Here is a 16,626-nt window from a genome sequence, read left to right on the forward strand (position 1 = left end):
AGCTCATGATACCCGAATTAACGGCATGCCACCTGTTTCCCGGCAAGAATCGCGGCGTTGGCAAGCTTGATGCGATATTAAGGAAAAATGATGCTCATGTACGGCGATGTAAAAATACGCGAATGTTTTCCCGCTTTGCAGCCGCTAAACAAACCCGGATGGCCCAAGCGAGTCACGAGGTATTTTTGAAGGCTGGTCCGCTAGCCGGGCGAACTGGTATTGAGTACGCTGTATCTGACTATGATTTCTCCTGTTTTGCGGCTTCTCTGGACCTGTTCGAGTGCAAGGCTGAGACCCTGGGCGACGGTTGCCGCGCCGTCGCCCTCGACAAGCGTTGTTGCAAGCCTGCCGCCAACGACCTTGGGCGCGATAGTTACGACAAGCTCGTCCGCAAGCCCGAGGCGCAAAAGCGACCAGTTGAGCTCGCCTCCGCCTTCCACCAGTGCGCGCTCGACCCCGAACTGCGTATCTAGAGCATTGAACAGGTACCTGAGATCGACTCCGCGAGGAACGGCAGCGGACTGGGGTGTCCCTTCGGGCGTTACGAGCACTTGCGCGCCTGCGGCCCTTATCTTTTCCAAGCTGCGCTTAGGGGCCAGACTGGTCACTGCCACGACAGTGCTGACGTTGCGAGAGGTCTGGAGGATCTTGGATTCTGCGGGGATTCTTCCCCGGCTGTCCACTATGACCCTGAGCGGGTTTTTGCCCTTTACATAGCGGACGGTGAGCAGCGGATCGTCAGCCAGAACCGTTGAGATCCCGACGATTATGGCGTCTGAGCTGGCGCGTAGCCTGTGCACCCTCTTGAGGTCTTGGGCCGATGAAATCTTTGAGTCGCCGGATGCGGTCGCGATTTTGCCGTCAAGCGTCATTGCCGCGCTTAAAGTTAGCCTCATGATTTCCAGACCTTGATATGCATACTCAGCCCTCCGCCTCGACCATGACGTGAAAAATAGTGGATCATTTGTTAGACGGGACCAGCCCCACAAATTCGCCCGATGCCATGACGCCCTTGATGCAGTCGGGACCTGCTCTCTGCACTATCGCCGCATATGGGTCATGCATCGGCGAAATGTCGATATGGTTGACGTCGATAAAAAGCAGGTCGGCAGACATTCCCGGCGCGATGCACCCGGTGTTGACGCCTAAAACTTTACCCCCGTTTACGGTGGCCATCTTGAGAACCTGGCGCGGCTCGAGCATCCCTGTGCGCGCCTTTCCAGAGTCCAGCGCCCTGCACGCCTTCCAGACATAGTCCATTTCCCGGAACATGTCCGGCGAGTTTAACATCACATTATCCGTACCGAGCGCAACAGTACATCCAAGCTCAAGCATCAGGCTGACAGGCGGAAAGCCCACTCCCAGAACACCGTTTGCCCGGGGGCATACAACGACTCCTATCCCGCGCGCGGCGATTGATGCCAATTCCTGTTCCGTGGCCTTTGTGAGGTGCACTAGTATATCCGGCTCCAGCGCGCGGAGGATGCGCTCCACCTCGGTCTTTCCCGTCAGTGCCTTAGACGTGTTTACAGCCTCTGTAGACTCGGCGGCGTGTATTGCAACCAGCGGCTTTTCCCGCATACCCTGTGTTGATTTTGCCCGCCTGCCCACTGCTTGGTGGACTAGGCTTTGGTATCGCGACAGGGTGGAATCTGAATGCTCGTTAGCGCCACTGAGACCAAGCCCGTCCGCATCGTCCAGCAGGTCAGTAATTTCGTTGTCGATTCTGCCTGCCTCCGGCGCACCTTGGCTCCCTTTGATGCCTGCAGTGGAGGCCGGCTGCAATTCTGACGCGGAGTCATCGTTCCTTGCGTCTGACTGTCTTTCCTGCGGCTGGACTTGGTCGTAGCCGTGCTGTGATCTTCCCAGAACAACAGCCCTGATGGGCAGACCCTTCAGCGCTTCCTTCAAAAGCATTACTCCCCGGCGGCCGCCTTCCCTAAAGTCTGCAAAGTTTACGATGCCGTTTTTCAGCATCGAGATTGCGGAGAACCGCATGAAGGCCTTGATCTGCTCCGGAGGAGTCTTTTCTAGGATGTTTTTCTTTATTCCGAAAACCGGATTGACGCGCTCGTCAAGGCCAAGCGAGGCCCCGATGTCTTTTCCTATAGAGTCGCCTATATGCGTGTGGGCGTTGACAAAAGCAGGGATTATCAAAAGCCCGCTGCCGTCAAGCAATGCGCAGTCCCTGCCCTCCGGCAGACTGTCCTGACCGTCCTTGGACGTCCGCGATACAGAGGCGATTAGCTTGCCGCAAATCTCCAGCCGGCCGCGCGTCACGTGTTCAAGCTCTGGGCCGGCTAGCATCTGGGCGTTGTATATTATCGTGCGCGCAGGCTTCGAGTTGTGCCGTCCCTGCCTGGAAGAGGTTTTGTTTCTTGTTATTATGGACACCGTATCTCATAGATTGGCGTTATCTTGCCCTGGTCGCGGAGATCCCGGATTGTATCAAGCGCCTTGGTTGCCGCTTCGGCTGCCTTTCTGCCGGTCTGCCCGATGCCTATGCCGCAGTTGAACTTTACGCCCACTTCTGAACTTGACTTGCTAATTATCGACTCTGCCTCTGCCGCGCTTACCCCGTTTGAAATTATCATAAAGTTGTCGCCCCCTAGGAAAAACGTCAGCGCCTTGAGCTTCAGAAAGTCCTCTGAAAAGCGGCTGTAGGTGCGCATAACAAGTGCAGTCACTTCATAGGGAGAAAGCCGGGCTCCAACCTTTGTCGAGCTGTCGACATCGATGTGCATGATCTGCACATGATCTGCGGGATTGCCCTGTGAAGGCAACACCGAGCCAAAGAGGTTCAGGGTGCCGTCTAGGAGCTTCGCGGTTTTTCGCGCCTCGTACGCCCTGAGGCTGGCTTCGAGGGGCGTGGAACCCGTGCCGACAGTCATTGACATCTCAAGCTTTGGAAACAGCCTCGCAAGTTCTTGTAGTATTGCTGCATGATCCGACGCTCCTACGCCGTTTGTGACTGCAAAGTATTCGTCAAAGCGGTTAAAGAACGCAAGTGCGCCCCTGTCGGAGAACAGGCGCTGCACCTCGTAATAGACCTGCGCCTGGAGCATCTGAATCACCGCTTCTCTGTCGCTCCCAAGGGTCAGGGTCCAGGGACCATAACCTTCGACCCTGATGATGCTAAGCTGTATCAATGAGAGTGATGCCCGCCTGTATCATGAGTGGTTTGCAGTCCTATGGTAACCAATGATGATCCCCGCTCGTTGCGGGTTTTTTCTAGTTTTCCAAGCCTATCTACCATTTCGACGGCCGCGCTTACAGCCCGGACCGGGACGGACTCGGCCCGTTCCTTTGCCTGCTCCACCGTCATGCCCGGCCCGCTAATTCCAAGGGCTACTGGCTTTCCGTATTTCAGAGAGAGATCGGCGAGCAATCGGGAGGCGTTCTCTGCAACAATATCATCGTGCCGGGTTTCGCCCTTTATGACCGCTCCAAGCGTTACTACCGCCTGAACCTCATTTTTTTTCAAGAGCGCCTCGACGGCAATGGGCATTTCAAATGACCCGGGTACGTAAAAGACGTAGAGTAACGTCGCGCCGAGCCGGGCGGCCTGTTCTTTTGCCCTGTCAAGCATCCTGTAGGTGATGTCGCTGTTAAATTCCGAAACGACGATTGCCAGGCGGGCCTTTTTCTTGGTCTTTGCTTCCATCTCTACAATCTCTGGATGCTTTGCTTGAGCTTATTGTACCCTAGCATTTGCCTTGAGTTCTTCCGATTCTACCAGCGGTATCGAGTGTTTTTTTGCAAAGTCGCCGGCCTTGTCGATTCCGAGCGAGCCGTGAGTCTCAGAGTCCATCATTTCACATATGGCCACGCATGGAGTGAGCCCGGCAAGCTGCATGAGATAGACGCACAGCTCCGTATGGCCCATCCGTTCATGCAGCAGGCCTTTTGAAGCGATCAGGATTGGGACATGCCCCGGCGCCCGGAAATTTCGGGCAAAATCCTCCTTGCCTGTCGATTCAATGTTTTTGCAAACCATGGCCATCTGCGAGATTGTAAGTGCCCTGTCGCGATCAGTAATCCCGGTAAAGGTGTCTCTGTGGTTTACCGGTATAGAGAACGACGGCTTGTCGCCGTAGGCAGCCTTGCCCTGTGTTATCCGGCTATAGACGGGATTTAGCTTTCCCATGCCCTCGATAATGTCATGCAGGTAAACTAGCCCGAGTCTTGTCGCTATGTCATGGCTTATCGCCAGGCAGAGGAGCCCTCCCGCCTGTGTTCGCATCAGCCCAACGTGCTCCGGCTTTATTCGCTCGGCAGAGATTACCATATCGACCTCGTTCTCCCGCCCCTTGTCATCGTGAACTAGGACAAAACTCCCGTTCCGCAATGCGTTGATGGCCTCGGTAAGCGCCAATGCTGCTGGGAATCTCGCTCAGCTTATTAAAATATTACTACAAAATTGGTTGTTACCAATAAAATGGTTGTGTTGCTTTGAGTGGGTGTTCGATTTGGTTGTTGCAAATTGGTTGGTGACACCTAGCTGCTAAGAAATCCTATGATTCTATGCCGTTCAGGAATGAAACCTAAAGCAAACAAGGCTCCACCAGTTACAGCGAAAACTACCGCTGGACCGAACGCGCCGCTAGATGTAAAATTGGCGGAATTGTTTGCATCAAAAATGAGTATCTGCAATAAGGCTGAGACTCCTAACATGAGGACTATTCCTCCAAGTATGATAAAGAAAATATGTCCCGCGGTGTCCAAGCCCACGGTTGGATCTTCCGCAATCTACTATTTAGTGCGTTTCTCATCAACCGCCTTTTGAAGCAATTCCTTGCATCCATTCACTGGAATACCTGCCGCCTGTGCCAGGTGTCTTTCCGCGTAACGCCGCATGTGGCTTAACAAAGTCGTATTGAAGCCGATTGCCTTCCGCAATCGGAGTACTGACAGTTTTCCACCCGCGCTGAACTTTGACGCGTTCCCTCAGAGTGCCGTTCATCCGCTCGACCCGGCTGTTGGTGTGCTGCTTCTTCCTGTCTGGTCTGATGGAAAATTAGAACCCAGAATCTGCGAGACGTACTTGCCCAGGACATCGATTTCAATATTCACGGGATCCCCCTTCTTCTTCGTGCCGAGGGCTGTAACATCAAGGGTATGAGGAATAAGCGAGACGGAGAACCTGCGCCGGTCTTTGTCAAGGCCGGTTATCGTGAGGCTAACCCCGTCAACCGTGATTGAGCCTTTCATTATCAGTGGCCTGAATAGCTCGTCGCTGGCAAGCTCTATCCAGACCGTCGTTTCAGCCTTTGAGCGGACTATTTCGGCGATTCTTCCCATGCCGTCGACATGACCAAGGACGAAGTGACCTTCCAGGCGATCGCCTATCTTCAGTGAGCGCTCGATGTTTACGCTGTCGCCGACGTGCAAAGATCCAAGGAAGGTCCGCCGCGTAGTCTCTGCGACCAGCTGAAACTCTGCCGCGGTACCCGAACCGAGTACTCTGGTAACAGTGAGGCATGACCCGCTGACACTGACGCTGTCGCCGGCCCGAAGACCTCTTGCGAGCCTCTTTCCAAGGCTTAGCACAATAGAGATGTCGGCGCCGCGATTTGAATTGGAAATTGATTTTACCTTGGCGACGCCCTGGACAATGCCTGTAAACAACTGACAATCGTGCGGAACGCATGTCGAATATTTATTTGCAGTCAGCTGCCAGTCACTCCGGGGCAAGATACTGGAATGTGCAATACGGCAGTCTTTTACGGCAAGGAGCTTGCCAGGTACGGCTTTGGAGAGTCGCATCCCTTTGGAAACGACAGGCTGGACGCGTTCTGGACTGTTTTTAGAAAAGAGTGCCTCCAAAATGCCGGCAGCGCAAATGGAAGCGGCAGACATTTTGCGGACAGCATCAGGATCGAGCAGCCTGCCCTCGCCACAGATGACAAGGACAGTCCGCTTTGCGGGTTTCATGGCAGAAACTACATCGAGTTTGTGAGAAAGTCGTCCGTTGCCGGAACAGGGTACCTTGACCGTGGAGACACTCCGGCCTTCACGGGGGTTTATGAAGCCGGCCTGTACGTCGTGGGCACAACCCTTTCAGCGCTTGACATGGTCATGACGGGGCGCGATTCGATGGGGAACAAGATTGAACACGCAATGAATCCCATCGGAGGGCTGCATCATGCCCGGAGGGACGCGGCCGGAGGGTTTTGTGTCTTTAACGACATCGGTGTGGCCATAATCGCGGCGCGAAAAAAATATGGCGTGAAAAAGATAGCATACGTTGACATCGACGCCCACCACGGCGACGGCGTATTTTACGAATTCGAGGATGACCCGCTCGTCATTTTTGCTGACATTCACGAGGACGGGAGGTACCTCTACCCCGGGACAGGATTTCCGGGTGAGATAGGCAGAGGCGCCGCCGAGGGAACCAAGCTCAACATCCCTCTCGAACCGGGCGCCGGAGATGAGGAATTTTCTGCCGCATTTGCAGCAGTAGAGCAGTTTGTCGATGCCGCAGAGCCAGAACTGATAATACTTCAATCCGGCGCCGACGGCCTGGATGGTGATCCGATAACACACTTGAAGTACTCGAGCAAGTCGCACAGGCTAGCGGCTGATTCTCTTCACAGGCTTGCGCACAGGCACTGCGCTGGCAGGATTATTGCACTTGGCGGCGGGGGATACAACAGGGCGAACATCGGCTACGCTTGGACAGAGGTCGTCAAATCGCTCGCCGGCCCACCGGTTTGACACCCACCTCACAATAGATAATACTAAATTAGGACGCAGGGCTATGCTGGAAGCGAGAGAATGCAGACACAAAACAGCAACATGAGCGCAAGAGAGTCGTACGACGATGTGCTGAGGCTCATGAGAGAGCATCACTCCTGGTTTGATTCGTCCATCCCGCTTATTGCCAGTGAAAACATCCCGAGCCCCGCGGTCCGAGAGGCCCTGATGTGCGATTTTGGAAATCGATACGCAGAAGGCTGGCCCGGCGAGCGCGTCTATGCGGGCTGTACTTACATCGACCAGGTGGAACTTGTCTGCAATGACCTGGCAAGGAGGGTATTTAATTCGGAGTTTGCGGACTGCCGCGCGACTTCCGGAGTAGTTGCCAACCTTGCAATCTATGCCGCGTTTTCAAATCCTGGCGACTACATGATGGCCGCATCCATTCCGTCGGGCGGACACATTTCGCACGGCAAGAAGGAGCACTCGGGCACCGCAGGGCTTGTGCATGGGCTAAACATCGAGCACTACCCGTTCTCCCGCGAAGAGATGACGATCGATGTCGATGCGACAAAGAAAAAGATAACGGAAATGAAGAGCGAGGGCAGGGCGCCCAGAATCGGGATGTTTGGCGGCAGCCTGTTTCTTTTTCCCCATCCGGTTAGTGAGCTGGCTGGTTTTATGCACGACCACGGCATGTACGTAAATTATGACGGCGCGCACGTGGCCGGCCTTATCGCCGGAGGCGAGTTCCAGGACCCGCTACGCGAGGGAGCCGATTCAATAACTATGAGTTCCCACAAGACCTTGTGGGGTCCCCAGGGCGGCATCATAGTATCATATGAAAAGCATGCAGAAGCCATCAAGAAGGCAATTTTCCCCGGAAACACGAGCAGCCACCACCTGCACCATGTCGCAGGCAAGGCAATAGCATTGGCCGAATCCCTCGAGTTTGGCAAGGCGTACGCCAGGCAGGTAATTAGCAACGCAAAGGCCCTTGCCGAAGCCCTGGCATCTCATGGCTTTGAGGTGCTTGGCGAGAAGCGCGGTTACACCCAGTCGCACCAGATTGCAGTGGACGTGACAAAGTTCGGCGACGGTGGGACCATTGAAAAGGAGCTGGAGGCGGCAGGCATAATCCTAAACAGGCAACTGCTTCCCGGCGACATAAAGGCGGGCAGGCACTACATGCATCCAGGCGGCGTCCGCATAGGCGTGCCGGAGACAACCAGGCTTGGTATGAGGGAAAGCGAGATGAAAGAAATTGCCGGTTTTATCAAGCGGGTTGTCGTCGACAAGTCCGATCCGCGCAAGGTTGCTGCCGACGTTGCCGGCTTTAGAAAGCAGTTTACCAAAGTCCAGTATGCGTTTGATAACGCGGTTGGCGCGTACGAATACATCAGCCTCACCGGCAGGTCGCCGGCAGGCGCGCGCTAGTCTGGCGCACCATACAGACTACCATCGGCCGACTTTTATAGCTCCTGAATTCTCCGCTTGCCATGAGCAAAGACGACACCGGCAAAAGCCTTGCCATTCCTGTCGCCGTAGGACTGGCCGTTGGAATTTTGGTTATTGCCGTTGTTTCAATTGTATACAGCATGCCCGCCCCAGGAAATCGTTCAGCAGGCGGCAGTATGCACAATGTGCTTGACAGGTACCAGACCCCGTCAGAAGCAAATGCTGGCTACCCTCTTTACATTTACCTGTTCAAAGTCGACAGCTCACTTCAGAACGAGACGCTCCTTGGAAAATTGCCTGCGCTTTACGGCAAGGTTCAAAACATGACCGGCATTTCCCGCCCTAGCCAGCAGGCCATGCTCTATACCGCGACCAAAGGAGGAATATATGATCCATCCGGCTCGCTTGTAAGGCAGCTTGGGCCGGCCAAGATAATCGTCAGCAACGACATTACAATGCCCGACGGGACCAGAGTAACAGAGAGTGCGATTGCGAACAATGCGACCTTCTACATACTTCCGATAGCCCCGCTGCTGCTGATAGAGGAAGACAGCGGCCAGCTATATGCGTACCACGTCGTCTACTACCCGAACCCAAAGCACATAGGAGGTGACCGGACGGTGACGACCATCGAGTTCGCTGTCGCCGGCTCCGACTATGAAAAATTCGATTCACAGTACGGCAAGATAAAGTCAATGGTCGAGTCGCTAAAGTAGCGGTTCGTGCTACTCTTTCTTTGCAAAGCCGAAATAGCAGGAGTAGCAGTATGCCTTGCCGTAGATCACGCCTGCGTTGCCGCATTTTTCGCAGACCTTCTCATGATCAATGGTCGAATCCAGCGACTTGGCCTTTTGCAGGCATTTGCCGCAGATCGGCGCGTCTAGATTGTAGCTTGAGAGGAAGCCGTCTCCACACTGTGTGCACTTGAGGCTGTACATCTTGCCCTTTGGCTTCCATCGCCTAAAGAGTCCCACGTTGATCCCTTCGGCAGATCGGAATAATCAACCTATCGACCAAAAGCCCCGGAATGCCCCAAAGGGGCAATTCATCCGCGCGATAAGCGATTTCATGCACTGCAGGTGTTCTAGGCTTTTGAGTTTATCATATGCTCCGCACCTCGCCGAAGCTCGTCGGCAAACTGCTGCTTGTCATAGTTCATTGAGTGAAGGACGTTGCTCCAGAAACCTGTCGAGGCAACCAGCACTGACAATTCTGCCAGCTCCTCATCCGACGCGCCGTACATCTTGGCTGCCTCGCGGTGGTACAGCTCGCAGTAGGGGCACTTCATTGCGGCTGCTGCTGACAGCATCATCATTTCACGGTATTTTGCAGGAATCACGGATTCGCCAAGCTGGTACTTTTTGAATACGGGCCACATCTGATCCAGTGCGTCGGCAGGAAGATTTTTGAAAAAACCCGGAACAAAGCCAAAGTACTCCTCGATCTCAGAGTTGGTTTTCTGACTCATAATTCAGAGGATGCCGGGAATTATAAAAGGCTTGTCAGGTGCAGTCAGACCCAACCCGGCCGTCAAAATCACGCAGAATGCCGAGCAAAAACTGTCGTATGTTTCCCGAAGCTATCCATGAAGCATAAATACCCAGCAGTCAATACATGCGGTTACGAACATCTCTTCCCAGTCTCGACCGGATTTTCAAAAGACAGAAGTACTATATGGAGCGGAAAACGCGGTTGGCCGGGGAGTCGAATTTATGAAATCCACTACGGAAAGGATGGACATTTACTTTGATCGGAGGGCCCCTTCCATAGTGACAGAACTTGCGGACTACAGGAACGGGTACATCGATATTCGAAGGAGGGGAGGCCAGATAAGATGCATCACCGACATCACCCGGGAGAACCTCCAGTACGCAAAAAAGCTCGAAGGCCTGGTCACGGAGCTGCGGCATTTTTCTGGACTGATGGGCGGCGTGGCGGTCAACGAAAAGGAGTACATGGCGACTACCGTCCTGCAGGAGGCCAAGCCGCTTACCCAGGTAATCTACAGCAACGTGGTTGAAATGGTAGAGCAGGGGCAGTTTATCTTTGACACCCTCTGGAACAGCTCGATGCCGGCATTCCAGAGGATCAAGGAACTTGAAGACGGCGTAAGGCCGGAGGTGATCGAGACTATCAGGGACCAATCAAAGCTGCTCAGGCTTGCCAGGGAGCTTCTCAAATCAGCCAGAAATGAGATTCTGATAATACTGTCAAGCACCGGGGCATTTCAACGCCAGAAAGAGTCAGGTTTGGTAGGACTTATCGAGGACGTTGCGGCATCAGAGAGCGTAGCGGTAAGAGTTCTCGCGCCCGGCGGCAAGGACATAGAGCAAGCCGCGGAAATCTGGGCTCAGTGCAAGACGACAAGCGGCAGCCGTATGCGCGGGCGGATAGAGTTGCGAAACATCAACACGGCGTTGCAAACCAGGATTTCACTGCTTGTTGTCGATAAAGCTCAGTCCCTCACCGCAGAGTTCAATGACGCAAGCCACCATGCCGCCTCGCCCATAGGGATGGGCACCTATTCAAACAGCAAGGCTACGGTCAGCTCTTATTCTACCATTTTTGAGGCACTGTGGAACCAGGCGGAGCTTTACGAGAAACTTCAGGTCCACAGCAGGATGCAAAAAGAGTTTGTCGACATTGCGGCGCATGAATTGAGGACTCCGATTCAGCCGATACTGGGCATGGCCGAGGTACTCAGGCAGAGGCTCGAAAACACCCCTGACGGCGATCCGGAGAGAAAGATGATCGACATCATTATCAGAAATGCCAACCGCCTCCAGCAGCTCCAGGAGGACATTCTCGACGTTACAAAAATCGAGAGCAATACGCTGGTCCTGGACAGGGAGGAGTTTGCGCTAAACGAGGCTGTATCGCAGGTCGTATCGGATATCAAGAACTGCACCCCCGAGAGGGTCTCATTGCGCTATTCACCGAACGCGAGCCCGCGCGTTCTGGCAGACAAAGGCAGGCTGATGCAGGTTATCTCCAACATCGTCCATAACGCGGTCAAGTTTACCCGGAGGGGCCGGGTCCAGGTGACTGTGAAGCTTGATTCCGGCCGCGCGGTTGTCAGGGTCAGGGACAACGGCCCGGGCATTTCCGACGAAATAATGCCGAGGCTCTTTACAAAGTTCGCGACCACGTCACAGCATGGTGGCACCGGGCTTGGGCTCTACATAGCAAAGAGGATCGTGGAGGCGCACGACGGCAAGATATGGGCAGAAAATAACTCTGGCTCACGCGGCGCAACGTTTGGTTTTAGCATTCCGGCGCTAAAGGCAGGCAAAGGTTAGCGAATCGGAGCGCGATGGCTCACGCGGCTTTTCTACATTCGAGCTTTTCCAAAGTCCCAGGCTGAAAAGTACTTGGGCGTCAGCTCTATTATCACCTCGTTGCCTGTTCTCCCGTTTTCAAGCAGCATTTTTGCGAGCGGGTGGTCGAGGGTTCCAAGATACTTTAGGTTAAGCTTTTCAAGCATTGCGACGTTGCTCTTTATGTCCTCGGAAATCCGCGCAGACGCCAGGCCCTTGACTCCCTTTGGCGGGAAGGCCTCGTCGTCGATTGAAAAGTAGATTTTGTCGGGGTTGTTTCTTATGTTCCTGACCTTGAGCGTGCCTTTTTGCGTTCCAGAGTACATTTTGCCGCTAGAGCCATCATAATAGAACCAGACTGGCTGAATGGAAGGATTCCCATTGTCGTCTATCGTGCCAAGCTGCAGATTCAGCTTGCTTTTGAGGAACTCTTCAACCTCGGCGCTGGTGACCTGTGCAGGCATCCCGGGTAGTGCTTGGATTACTCTCATCGCCAGTTCATAGCTCGTCCTGTTGATTTAAGTGTTAGAACATCAGGCGCAGTTCGGAAGGATAGTGCAGATTGGAAAAAAGATAAGCAACCGGCCTTAGGCCAAGGCTCGGTGGTTGCCCTGAAGGTCGTGCGCGCTTGCCCAGCCGGAGCCAAAGCGCTTTGACTTTATCTTTGCGAGCCCTGACTCAAAGTCCTTCAGCGATATCTTCAGCTTTGATCCTTTGTTCTTGACGTGATCTTTAATCGCGTTCATGGCTGCCGCGTTTACGGTTGCGCCAATGTCAGCGCCCGTCATGCCTTCTGTTAGGTCGGCCAGCACGTCAATGCTGACGCCCTGATCAAGTGGCTTCTTTTTCGTGTGTATCTTCAGTATCTGCTTGCGCCCCTCCTTGTCTGGAACCGGAACCTGCAGTAACCTGTCGAACCTTCCCGGGCGCATCAGTGCCTCGTCGATAATGTCCGGCCGGTTTGTAGCCCCAATGACAACTACGCCTTTGAGATCCTCGAGGCCGTCCATCTCTGTCAGCATCTGGCTCACCACGCGTTCAGTGACATGCGAGTCGGCGTCGCCTCCGCTCCTCCTTGGCGCAATGGCATCCAGCTCGTCAAAGAATATCACGCACGGAGCGGCCTGCCTTGCCTTTCTGAAAATCTCCCTGACGCCCTTTTCTGATTCGCCTACCCACTTGCTCAAGAGTTCTGGCCCCTTGATCGAGATAAAGTTGGCCTCTGAGTTTGTTGCGACTGCCTTGGCGATCATAGTCTTGCCCGTGCCCGGCGGCCCGTAGAGCAGGATGCCTTTTGGCGGCTTGATGTCGGCCTCCGCGAACAGGTCGGCGTGCTTTAGCGGCCACTCGATAGCCTCCACTAGCTCATCCTTGATCTGCTGCAGACCACCGATGTCCTCCCACTTGACGTTTGGCCTCTGCACGAGAACTTCGCGCATTGCAGATGGCTGGACGTCGCGAAGTGCGCCGTCAAAGTCCTCCCCTGTTACCTTGATCTTGTTCAGGATTTCGGCGGGGATTTTCGGGTCATCGAGATTTATCTCAGGCAAGATCCTGCGAAGCGACCGCATGGCCGCCTCTTTGCTCAGTGCCTCAAGGTCTGCCCCGACAAAGCCGTGCGTAACTTGGGCAATCGCGCTCAGGTCGACGTTTTCAGTAAGCGGCATGCCCCTTGTGTGTATCTGCAGGATTTCCAGCCGTCCCTGCTGATCGGGAATGCCAATTTCGATTTCCCTGTCGAACCTGCCGGGCCTTCTGAGCGCCGGGTCTATTGCGTTTGGCCTGTTGGTCGCGCCGATTACTACCAGCTTGCCACGCGCCTTGATGCCGTCCATCAAAGTCAAAAGCTGCGAAACTATTCTCTTTTCTACGTCGCCGGACACCTCCTCCCTTTTTGGGGCGATTGAGTCGATTTCGTCGATGAATATTATCGAGGGCGCGTTTTCCTCTGCCTCCTTGAAAACTTCTCTCAGTTTTTCTTCGCTTTCGCCGTAGAACTTGCTCATGATTTCCGGCCCGCTTATCGAGTAAAAGTTTGCCTGCGTCTCGCTGGCAACGGCCTTGGCAAGCAAGGTCTTGCCGGTTCCAGGCGGCCCGAACAGCAGGACCCCCTTTGGCGCCTCTATCCCTATCCTCTCAAATATCTCAGGATGCCTGAGCGGGAGCTCGATCATCTCGCGGACCTTCTGCACCTCGTTTCTGAGGCCGCCAATGTCCTCGTACGATATGCGCGGCACCCCCCTTGCCTTTTCCTTGGGCACAGCGCCAATGATGAACTCTGTACCTGTGCCGACAAGAGCGGCAGTGTCCGGCGACGTGCCGGTCACGACAAATCCAATCCGCCTGCCCATAATGTTTAGGCTAAACGCATCACCCTTGGTAAGTACCCGGCCTTCAAGCAAGTCCGGCAGGTGCTCCTCAAGTCCAACTATGTTGAGCTCTTCAGCAGGGGCAATGATTACCTGCTCGGCTTGGCTGACCGTCACCTTGCGGATCGTTACGCTGTCGTCAATTCCGACCCCTATGTTGTTCCTCGTGTATCCATCTATCCTGATCACGTTCCTTCCGTAATCTTCCGGCTGGCCTGACCACAAAAGCACGAATGTCTTTTTCTTTCCGCTAAGTTCCACTACGTCGCCCGTAGACAGGTCAAGCTCGTCCATTACCTTTGGGTCCACCAGAGCCATGCCTCTTCCGACAAGCCGTGAGGTTGTCTCGGCAACCTTGAGGCTCTTGCTTCCATCGTTTGGATTCTTTTTCAACTTGTTTCTACCATCCTTTTTCGCCCGTCAGGCATTTTGCAAACATCATACAAAAAAGGTAGGGAATGTCCGTCTGCAGCAGGCAGCCGTGCAGCTTTGCGTGTCAAGAGCTTGCCTGTCACTATTCCACCTTTACCTCGGTCGTCTTGGGCCGCGGCGCTGCCTTTAGCCTTATTCTCAGCTCCAGTATCCCGTTTGTATAGGTGGCTTTTGCAGACTTGTCGTCAAGCTCGAGCTCGAAGGGGATTTCCGTGTGGTACTTTTTCTCGCCCTTCTCGGCATGGATTGTTACGCTGCCCTCTGATACTGACACCTTGATGTCCTGCTTTGAAACCCCCGGAAGCTCTGCGGTGATTGTCAGCAGGTTTTCGTCACGGTTTACCGACGAGTCGACAAGCGGTTCCCTTGTCCGGCTTGGAGCTACGAGTCCTTTTGCACTCGGCTTTACGTTTCCAAATTCTCGAAAGTGGGGCTTGCCGTCCGCGCCCACAGTGAGCTGGTATCCGTAAAAGTAAGGTATGCTCTCTGCGAGTTCTTCGGGGCGAATTCCATGCGCCGTCCTGAACATTCGACCAAGCATTTCTTCCGCTTCAGCGAATTCCTTTTCCATCTCTTCAAACACGTCTCTATCTCTCCACATGTAATATCTCCGTATCAGATGTAATGGCTATTACACTATATAACGTTTATGTCATTATCAAGGTTATTATTACGAGAGGTCACTACAGATGGTAGTGTTTAACCAAGCACTGAGCGTACCGGAAGCGATAAGAGGCATACTAGCAGGGAACCATGTGTATCTTCAGGCGCTTCAGCTTGGCATCGCAAATTACACCGCGCTGGCCCAGAGGATAAAGCCGCAGGTTGAAGCCGCCATGGGCGCGAAGGTAAATACAAACACAATAGTTGTTGCGATAAAGAGGTTTGCCGACTCGCTTCCAAAGCAGGAATCCGAGGCAGACGAACCCTCGAAAGGCGGCTCAAAGGCAAAACTCTCGCTGGTGGGCGGAATCCTCGATGTTGATTTGCAAAGTGGAAGGGACGACGCTTTGTCAGGCTTACTGGACAAGATTTTCGGAGATCACTCGGGGAGCTACAACCTGTTTCAGAGCGACGAGCATTCGACGCTTCTTGTCGAGGATGCCGAGGGGGTAAGGGACATCATGTCCGGCGTGCTTGACCGCTTTGAGGGGACTCTGAGCGAGGGCCTTTCCAAGATTTCCATTGCAATAGGCCACGACGGGCAGGACCCCTACCATGTTCTTTCGATTGTTTCGGGTCTGCTATACAACAACATGATACCTATCAGGAGTGCGTTTTATGCAGGCAACGAGATAGTCCTGGTTATCAACGACGACGATGCCGCCAAGGCTTATGATCTTATCAGGACCAAGATAGGCTAGTAACCGGCAACCTGTGCCGGGAGATTCTCGTTTAGCATAAGAGCAAGGAGCGTCGCTCTCACCTGCTTGCCGTACGAAGCCTGCCTAAAGTACACGGCATTTTTCGTACCGTCGACCGATTGTGAAATCTCGTCCACGCGTGGAAGCGGGTGCATTATGGACACGTCAGGTCTGGCTTTTGCAAGCGTGCCGAGGTCTATCGTGTAGGTGCCGCGCACCTTCTCGTATTCCTGAAGGTCAGGAAAACGCTCGCGCTGGATGCGTGTGACGTATATGACATCAGCATCGGGCAGCACGCCGTCAAGTTCGTCGTGCTCTTTGATCTTTAGCCGGTTCTGGATGTCATAGATTGACTCCTTTCTTATCTTGAGCGAGGGCGGGGACACAAGGTGCACGTCCACATTATAGTTTGCAAGAGCATAGAGCAAAGAGTAGACCGTCCTGCCGTACTTTAGGTCGCCCACGACGGCTATAGTCAGCCCGTCAATGGTGTGTTTTTCCTTCATTATGGTATAAAGATCCAGCAGCGCCTGGGTCGGGTGCTCCTCGCTCCCGCTGCCCGCGTTGATAATCGGATTTTCTGAAAGCTCCGCGGCAAATCTGCTTGATCCATCCAGCGGATGCCTCAAGACGATCACGTCGGAATACAGGTCAATGACACGAATCGTGTCAGCCAGACTTTCCCCTTTTTCTACCGATGAGGACTTTAGGTCCGCAATCCCGATGGAGCTTCCGCCAAGCGACGCCATGGCCGCCTCAAAACTCATCCTGGTGCGCGTGCTTGGTTCGTAAAAGATGTAGCCAAGCGTCCTGCCCTTGCCAAGCTCGCTTTTCTCGACCGGCCGCAGCTTGCTGAGGCTCTCGGTTGCCGAAAAGATAAACTCAAGATCTGTCTTTGTAAAGTCCTTTACGGAGACGATGTCCCGCTCGTAGAAGGGATTTGGCATCAGCTGTTTACCACCTCCCCTTCTTTTTGTCGTCTAT

Annotated in this window: 17 protein-coding genes; 5 read left to right on the plus strand and 12 right to left on the minus strand. The window is 54.0% G+C overall.

The window, feature by feature from the left end; genetic code table 11:
- Positions 1–200: 200 nt before the first annotated feature.
- The 6 genes from ABI361_13455 to ABI361_13480 all read right to left on the minus strand — a co-directional run bounded on the left by ABI361_13455 (position 201) and on the right by ABI361_13480 (position 5,628).
- A complete protein-coding gene (locus ABI361_13455) occupies positions 201–896 on the minus strand; it encodes a dihydrofolate reductase family protein (GenBank protein ID MEO9321667.1) in 696 nt (231 codons plus the stop codon).
- 64 nt (positions 897–960) lie between these two features.
- Positions 961–2,394 carry an amidohydrolase family protein gene (locus tag ABI361_13460; GenBank protein ID MEO9321668.1) on the minus strand — a complete coding sequence of 478 codons (1,434 nt, stop codon included), beginning with the start codon at positions 2,392–2,394 and terminating at the stop codon, positions 961–963.
- Positions 2,385–3,149: a GTP cyclohydrolase IIa gene (locus ABI361_13465; protein MEO9321669.1), complete on the minus strand. Its 765-nt coding sequence runs from the start codon at positions 3,147–3,149 to the stop codon at positions 2,385–2,387. Before ABI361_13465 ends, ABI361_13460 begins: the two co-directional genes overlap by 10 nt.
- Entirely contained in the window at positions 3,146–3,664 is a 519-nt protein-coding gene (gene ribH, locus ABI361_13470; protein ID MEO9321670.1) for a 6,7-dimethyl-8-ribityllumazine synthase, read from the minus strand. Before ribH ends, ABI361_13465 begins: the two co-directional genes overlap by 4 nt.
- Before the next feature lie 30 nt (positions 3,665–3,694).
- Positions 3,695–4,375, minus strand: a complete 681-nt coding sequence (gene ribB / locus ABI361_13475; protein MEO9321671.1) for a 3,4-dihydroxy-2-butanone-4-phosphate synthase — start codon at positions 4,373–4,375, stop codon at positions 3,695–3,697.
- Between the two features lie 584 nt (positions 4,376–4,959).
- Positions 4,960–5,628 carry a riboflavin synthase gene (locus ABI361_13480; protein ID MEO9321672.1) on the minus strand — a complete coding sequence of 223 codons (669 nt, stop codon included), beginning with the start codon at positions 5,626–5,628 and terminating at the stop codon, positions 4,960–4,962.
- A 75-nt stretch (positions 5,629–5,703) separates the two neighbouring features.
- On the opposite strand from ABI361_13480, the gene ABI361_13485 reads away from it, so the two are divergent.
- The 3 genes from ABI361_13485 (at position 5,704) to ABI361_13495 (ending at position 8,876) form a co-directional block, all read left to right on the plus strand.
- Positions 5,704–6,720, plus strand: a complete 1,017-nt coding sequence (locus ABI361_13485) for an acetoin utilization protein AcuC (GenBank protein MEO9321673.1) — start codon at positions 5,704–5,706, stop codon at positions 6,718–6,720.
- 60 nt (positions 6,721–6,780) lie between these two features.
- Positions 6,781–8,139, plus strand: coding sequence for a serine hydroxymethyltransferase (locus tag ABI361_13490; protein ID MEO9321674.1), 1,359 nt, complete (start codon positions 6,781–6,783; stop codon positions 8,137–8,139).
- A 62-nt stretch (positions 8,140–8,201) separates the two neighbouring features.
- Entirely contained in the window at positions 8,202–8,876 is a 675-nt protein-coding gene (locus ABI361_13495; protein ID MEO9321675.1) for a hypothetical protein, read from the plus strand.
- A gap of 9 nt (positions 8,877–8,885) precedes the next feature.
- On the opposite strand, the gene ABI361_13500 is transcribed toward ABI361_13495, so the two are convergent.
- Positions 8,886–9,134, minus strand: coding sequence for a hypothetical protein (locus ABI361_13500; GenBank protein ID MEO9321676.1), 249 nt, complete (start codon positions 9,132–9,134; stop codon positions 8,886–8,888).
- 110 nt (positions 9,135–9,244) lie between these two features.
- Complete coding sequence (locus tag ABI361_13505) at positions 9,245–9,628, minus strand: carboxymuconolactone decarboxylase family protein (protein ID MEO9321677.1); 384 nt, start codon at positions 9,626–9,628, stop codon at positions 9,245–9,247.
- Positions 9,629–9,872: 244 nt separating this feature from the next.
- Here ABI361_13505 and ABI361_13510 point away from each other — a divergent pair, with 244 nt between their 5' ends.
- Positions 9,873–11,459, plus strand: a complete 1,587-nt coding sequence (locus ABI361_13510; GenBank protein MEO9321678.1) for an ATP-binding protein — start codon at positions 9,873–9,875, stop codon at positions 11,457–11,459.
- 32 nt (positions 11,460–11,491) lie between these two features.
- On the opposite strand, the gene ABI361_13515 is transcribed toward ABI361_13510, so the two are convergent.
- The 3 genes from ABI361_13515 to hsp20 form a co-directional block, all read right to left on the minus strand.
- Positions 11,492–11,968, minus strand: coding sequence for a pyridoxamine 5'-phosphate oxidase family protein (locus tag ABI361_13515; GenBank protein ID MEO9321679.1), 477 nt, complete (start codon positions 11,966–11,968; stop codon positions 11,492–11,494).
- Between the two features lie 96 nt (positions 11,969–12,064).
- Positions 12,065–14,239 (minus strand): CDC48 family AAA ATPase, encoded by a 2,175-nt coding sequence (locus ABI361_13520; GenBank protein ID MEO9321680.1) that lies wholly within the window; start codon positions 14,237–14,239, stop codon positions 12,065–12,067.
- Between the two features lie 121 nt (positions 14,240–14,360).
- On the minus strand, positions 14,361–14,879 hold the full coding sequence (gene hsp20 / locus ABI361_13525) for an archaeal heat shock protein Hsp20 (protein MEO9321681.1): 519 nt from the start codon (positions 14,877–14,879) through the stop codon (positions 14,361–14,363).
- Positions 14,880–14,967: 88 nt separating this feature from the next.
- On the opposite strand from hsp20, the gene ABI361_13530 reads away from it, so the two are divergent.
- A complete protein-coding gene (locus ABI361_13530; protein ID MEO9321682.1) occupies positions 14,968–15,642 on the plus strand; it encodes a hypothetical protein in 675 nt (224 codons plus the stop codon).
- On the opposite strand, the gene pyrB is transcribed toward ABI361_13530, so the two are convergent.
- Positions 15,639–16,589, minus strand: a complete 951-nt coding sequence (gene pyrB / locus ABI361_13535; GenBank protein ID MEO9321683.1) for an aspartate carbamoyltransferase — start codon at positions 16,587–16,589, stop codon at positions 15,639–15,641. The genes ABI361_13530 and pyrB overlap by 4 nt on opposite strands.
- Positions 16,590–16,626: the final 37 nt, after the last annotated feature.

It is taken from the genome of Nitrososphaera sp., from assembly GCA_039938515.1.
In the GTDB taxonomy this organism is placed as follows: domain Archaea; phylum Thermoproteota; class Nitrososphaeria; order Nitrososphaerales; family Nitrososphaeraceae; genus Nitrososphaera.

Bases quoted from the DNA above. Each gene is read 5' to 3' on its own strand.
- ABI361_13455 (MEO9321667.1), bottom strand. From the start codon at position 896: ATGAGGCTAACTTTAAGCGCGGCAATGACGCTTGACGGCAAAATCGCG.
- ABI361_13490 (MEO9321674.1), top strand. From the start codon at position 6,781: ATGCAGACACAAAACAGCAACATGAGCGCAAGAGAGTCGTACGACGAT.
- ABI361_13530 (MEO9321682.1), top strand. From the start codon at position 14,968: ATGGTAGTGTTTAACCAAGCACTGAGCGTACCGGAAGCGATAAGAGGC.
- pyrB (MEO9321683.1), bottom strand. From the start codon at position 16,589: ATGCCAAATCCCTTCTACGAGCGGGACATCGTCTCCGTAAAGGACTTT.
- hsp20 (MEO9321681.1), bottom strand. From the start codon at position 14,879: ATGTGGAGAGATAGAGACGTGTTTGAAGAGATGGAAAAGGAATTCGCT.
- ABI361_13495 (MEO9321675.1), top strand. From the start codon at position 8,202: ATGAGCAAAGACGACACCGGCAAAAGCCTTGCCATTCCTGTCGCCGTA.
- ABI361_13510 (MEO9321678.1), top strand. From the start codon at position 9,873: ATGAAATCCACTACGGAAAGGATGGACATTTACTTTGATCGGAGGGCC.
- ABI361_13485 (MEO9321673.1), top strand. From the start codon at position 5,704: ATGTGCAATACGGCAGTCTTTTACGGCAAGGAGCTTGCCAGGTACGGC.
- ribH (MEO9321670.1), bottom strand. From the start codon at position 3,664: ATGGAAGCAAAGACCAAGAAAAAGGCCCGCCTGGCAATCGTCGTTTCG.
- ABI361_13505 (MEO9321677.1), bottom strand. From the start codon at position 9,628: ATGAGTCAGAAAACCAACTCTGAGATCGAGGAGTACTTTGGCTTTGTT.
- ABI361_13515 (MEO9321679.1), bottom strand. From the start codon at position 11,968: ATGAGAGTAATCCAAGCACTACCCGGGATGCCTGCACAGGTCACCAGC.